The sequence below is a fragment of the Halomonas sp. HP20-15 genome (assembly GCF_033446685.1).
Taxonomy (GTDB): Bacteria; Pseudomonadota; Gammaproteobacteria; order Pseudomonadales; family Halomonadaceae; genus Modicisalibacter.
This window is the reverse complement of sequence record NZ_JAWQLY010000030.1, coordinates 1-1,887: the sequence shown is the minus strand read 5'-3', so window position 1 is coordinate 1,887 and position 1,887 is coordinate 1. Positions and strand designations below refer to the sequence as shown.

2 protein-coding genes are annotated in these 1,887 nt (G+C 67.1%); both read right to left on the bottom strand.

Features of this window, described 5'->3' with window-relative positions:
* Positions 1-1,299: TRAP transporter large permease subunit (locus tag R6258_RS18695; RefSeq protein WP_318453446.1), on the bottom strand; the 1,299-nt coding region annotated here is incomplete at its 3' end.
* Positions 1,299-1,868 (bottom strand): TRAP transporter small permease subunit, encoded by a 570-nt coding sequence (locus R6258_RS18690; RefSeq protein ID WP_412176396.1) that lies wholly within the window; start codon positions 1,866-1,868, stop codon positions 1,299-1,301. The genes R6258_RS18695 and R6258_RS18690, both read right to left, overlap by 1 nt.
* Positions 1,869-1,887 lie beyond the last annotated feature (19 nt).

Below are 1,887 nucleotides of genomic sequence, written 5' to 3'. Positions count from 1 at the left end.
CACCAGCCACATGGCCAGGTTGGGCCACACCAGCAGCAGCGTCAGCACGCACAGCTGGATGGCGATGAACGGCAGCAGCGAGACGAAGATGTCCTTGAGGCTGATCTCCGGCGGCGCCACGCCCTTCAGGTAGAACGCGGCCGGGCCGAACGGCGGCGACAAAAACGACACCTGCATGTTGACCGCGAACAGGATGCCGAACCAGATCGGGCTGTAGCCCAGCTGGTCGATGATCGGCACGAAGATCGGCAGCGTCAGCATCGCCACCCCGATCCAGTCGAGGAACATGCCCAGCACCAGCAGGATCGCCATCATCACCAGGATGATCACGATCGGCGCGACGTCCAGGCCCATGATCAGCGCCGAGATGAAGCGGTTGCCGCCCATCAGGTTGTAGACCCCGACCAGCGCCGCGGCGCCGATGCCGATCCAGATGATCATGCCGCAGGTCATCAGCGTCTGGCCGAGGCTCTCGTGCATGGTCTTGAACGAGAACTCGCCGCGCGCGATCACCGCCAGCAGCACGCCGAACACGCCCATCGCCGCGGCTTCGGTGACCGAGGCCACGCCGCCGTAGATCGAGCCCAGCACCATGAAGGCGATCAGCCCGGGAACGATGATCGCCTTGAGCGCCTGGCCCTTGGTGGCGAAGGTCTCCTGGCGATTGGCCTCGGTCAGCGGCGGGCCGAGCGCGGGGTTGCGCAGGCAGCGGATCAGCACGTAGGCGATGTAGCTGCCCATCAGCAGCAGCGCCGGGGTGATCGCCGCGGTGAACAGGTCGGCGATCGACTGGCTGGCGATCAGCCCGTAGATGATCAGCACGATCGACGGCGGCATCATCGTGCCCAGCGAGCCGCCGGCGCACACCACGCCGATCGACAGGTGCTTGTCATAGCCCAGGCGCAGCATCTGCGGCAGCGCGAGGATCCCCAGCAGCACGATCTCGCCGCCGATGATCCCCGACAGCGCGGCGAGGAAGAACGCCACCACCACGGTCTGCACCGCCACCCCGCCGGGCAGCCGGCCGGCGAACACCCGCATGGCGTTGAACAGGTCCTTGGCGATCCCCGAGCGGTCGAGCAACGAGGCCATCAACACGAACATCGGCACCGCCACCAGCGAATACTCGGTGACGAAGCCATACACCCGGCTGGTGACCAGCGGCAGCGCATTGCCGCCGAACCAGCCGAAGGTGAAGACCAGCGCCACCAGCCCGGTGATGAAGGCCAGCGGCAGTCCGGTGACCAGCAGGGCGAAGATCGCCCCGACCATCAGGATCGTTCCGTCGGCGATATCCATTAGGCGGTGCCCTCGTCATCGGTGGCCGGCAGCGCGGGCTTGCCGCGCAGCGACTGCAGCATGTGGATGAACGCCTGGATGCACATCACGATCAGCGCGACCATGATGATGCCCTTGACCAGCGCCGGGAACGGCGGGTTCCAGGAGGTCCCGGAGCGCTCCAGCGACCACTCGCCCAGCGGGTTGTGCGAGGCGTCCCAGAACATCACGTAGGCGGCATAGCTCATCGCCAGGCAGAAGCCGAAGGTCACGATGTCGTTGAAGCGGTCGAGCCACAGCCGAAAGCGCGGCCCGGCGGTGTCGTAGAGGATGCGCACGCGGATGTGCTTGTTGCTGGCCAGGGCCGAGGGCCCGCCGAGGGCGAAGGTCACCGCCACCAGCATCACCACCGACTCGTGGACCCAGGAGGTCGGCGAATCGAGGCCATAGCGCATGAACACTTCGTAGACGCTGATCGCCATGGCGATGAACACCAGCCAGGCGACGCGCCGGGCGCACCACACCACGCCGCGGTCGAAGGCGCTGCGCACCGGCGGGGCGCCTTCCTCGCGGCTGCGGACCTGGGCCAGCGCCGCGTCCGGGTCGTCG